This window comes from Micromonospora phytophila (genome assembly GCF_023656545.1).
Classification (GTDB): Bacteria; Actinomycetota; Actinomycetes; order Mycobacteriales; family Micromonosporaceae; genus Micromonospora; species Micromonospora phytophila.
In genome coordinates, this window is record NZ_JAMOKF010000559.1 from 1 (window position 1) to 2,067 (window position 2,067).

The 2,067-nt window shown below is 73.7% G+C and carries 2 protein-coding genes and 1 pseudogene; all 3 read left to right on the forward strand.

Features of this window, described 5'->3' with window-relative positions:
- The coding region (locus NCC78_RS31175) for an SSI family serine proteinase inhibitor (RefSeq protein ID WP_250799014.1) at window positions 1-205 on the forward strand (205 nt) is incomplete at its 5' end.
- A gap of 216 nt (window positions 206-421) precedes the next feature.
- Window positions 422-1,534 carry a DUF5919 domain-containing protein gene (locus NCC78_RS31180; RefSeq protein WP_250799015.1) on the forward strand — a complete coding sequence of 371 codons (1,113 nt, stop codon included), beginning with the start codon at window positions 422-424 and terminating at the stop codon, window positions 1,532-1,534.
- Window positions 1,535-1,634: 100 nt separating this feature from the next.
- Window positions 1,635-2,067 (forward strand): annotated as a pseudogene (locus NCC78_RS31185) (pentapeptide repeat-containing protein); the annotation flags it as partial.

Here is a 2,067-nt window from a genome sequence, read left to right on the forward strand (position 1 = left end):
CGCCGCGACCGCCTGCCGCGACGTCGCCAGCGTCAACGGCGACCTCGCCGCGCTGGAGGTCGACCCGGGGCTGTGCACCCTGGAGTACGCCCCGGTCACCGCCCGCGCCTGGGGGCTGTGGCAGGACCGGCCGGTGTCGTACACCGAGACCTTCGGCAACCGGTGCGAGATGCTGCGCGAGACCGGATCGCTCTTCGCCTTCTGATCCGCCGCGTCGCGCGGCGTCCGCCCAGGGCGGACGCCGCGCGGCCATGGTCCCCTCGCCGACCTCCGCCCCTGGCCCGCGCCCGATACCGTCACGATCCGAGTGCGGAGGATCACGCCGCGGCGAACCGGGCGGTCGCGAAGGGGACAGCAGACAGCAAAGCGGGCACGTATCCTCCGATGATCACCGGGACGGCGGCCGTCGGGAGGGGACTTGATGGACCGGCTGGGCAGGTGGCGCCGGGGCGGGCGGAGCGGGCGGCAGCGGCGGGCCCTTTTCGGCGGCGGCGGGCTGCTGACCGTCGCCACGGTGATGCTGCTCTGGGCGTGGCGCAGCACCGGCTTCGTCAGCGACCTGCTGCTCAACCTCGGCGCCAGCGTGGTGCTCGCCGCGATCTCGTACGTCATCTTCGACCCGCTGTTCGAGGAGGCCCGCAAGGCGCGGGTGCAGGAACACCTCAGCTTCGACCGGGCGGCCTTCGTCGCCCGGGTGGGCCGCACCGCGCGTCGGGTACGCATTCTGGACACCTGGACGATCCTGCTCGAGCACCGCCACCGCGAGGAGACCTTGAACGCGGTACGCGCGGCGCTGGCCAACGGTGCCCACGTGCAGATGCTGCTGCTCGACCCGGACTGCACGGCCGCCCAGCAGCGCTCCGAGGAACTGGAGCGGCAGCGGGTCGACGTGCCCCGGCAGATCCGGGCCAACCTGCGCCACCTGGCCGCCTTCCAGGACTCGCTGGAGCAGCGGCTGCGGTCCCGGTTGCAGATCCGGGTCTACGACGCCTCCCCCTCCATCCAGCTCTACCAGTGGGACGGCCACGCGCTGATCTCGTTCTTCCCGATCGGAAAGCTGTCGTTCAACGTGCCGCAGCTGGAGGTGGACATGGACAGCCCCTGGGGCGGGTTCGTGCACGCGCGGTTCGAGGAGCTGTGGGAGCACGAGCAGGCGACCTCGACGCTGGAGCGGTACTGGTCCACCACGGTCACCCTGCGGCACGACGACTCCGACCTGGTCGAGGTGCAGGTGCCCTACGTGACGCTCGACGGCCAGCACTACGTCGACTGTCGCGCCTTCAAGCTGACCCGGCCGTTGACCGTCCGGGCGCGGTTGCCGCGTACGCCCGGCTCGGCGCACGGGGTGTTCGCGCTGGTCGAGCCGGCCGACGGAGACCGGCCACCGCCGGCGGCGGTCACCCGGCACTTCGACCAGAAGTACGGCCCCGGCGACGGCGAGCGGGCCATCCTGCGCCTGGAGGCGCAGCGGCCGGCGCGGCCCCGGACACCCGGGCCGAGGTCCGCCGCCGGCGCCGACCCGCACAGACGGTGACCCCGCGACCGGCCACGCCCCCCGACGGCGGGACAATGGGAGCCTCCGCCCGCTGACGCCGCCGGCGGAGGAAGCCCCGATCGGCAGGAGAACGGTCAACGTGTCGGAAACCCCCCAGGTCGCGCCTTCCGCGGGCGAGCTGCGTGCCGACTGCGCCCGGTGCTTCGGGCTCTGCTGCGTCGCACCGGCGTTCTCGGCGTCCGCGGACTTCGGCATCGACAAGCCCGCCGGGCAGCCCTGCACCCACCTGCGGCCCGACTCCCGGTGCGGCATCCACACCGAGCTGCGCGACCGGGGCTTCCCGGGCTGCACCGTCTTCGACTGCTTCGGCGCCGGGCAGCGGGTGGCCCAGGAGACCTTCGGCGGGCGGGACTGGCGGGACGCCCCGGAGACCGCGGGGCGGATGTTCGACACGTTCGCGGTGATGCGCCCGCTGCACGAGCTGCTCTGGTACCTCACCGAGGCGCTGGAGCTGCGCCCGCCGCAGCCCCTGCGCGACGAGCTGGCCGCGGCGCTCGCCGAGACCGCCCGGC

Coding starts and splice junctions, on each gene's coding strand:
- NCC78_RS31180 (WP_250799015.1), top strand. CDS start 422: ATGGACCGGCTGGGCAGGTGGCGCCGGGGCGGGCGGAGCGGGCGGCAG.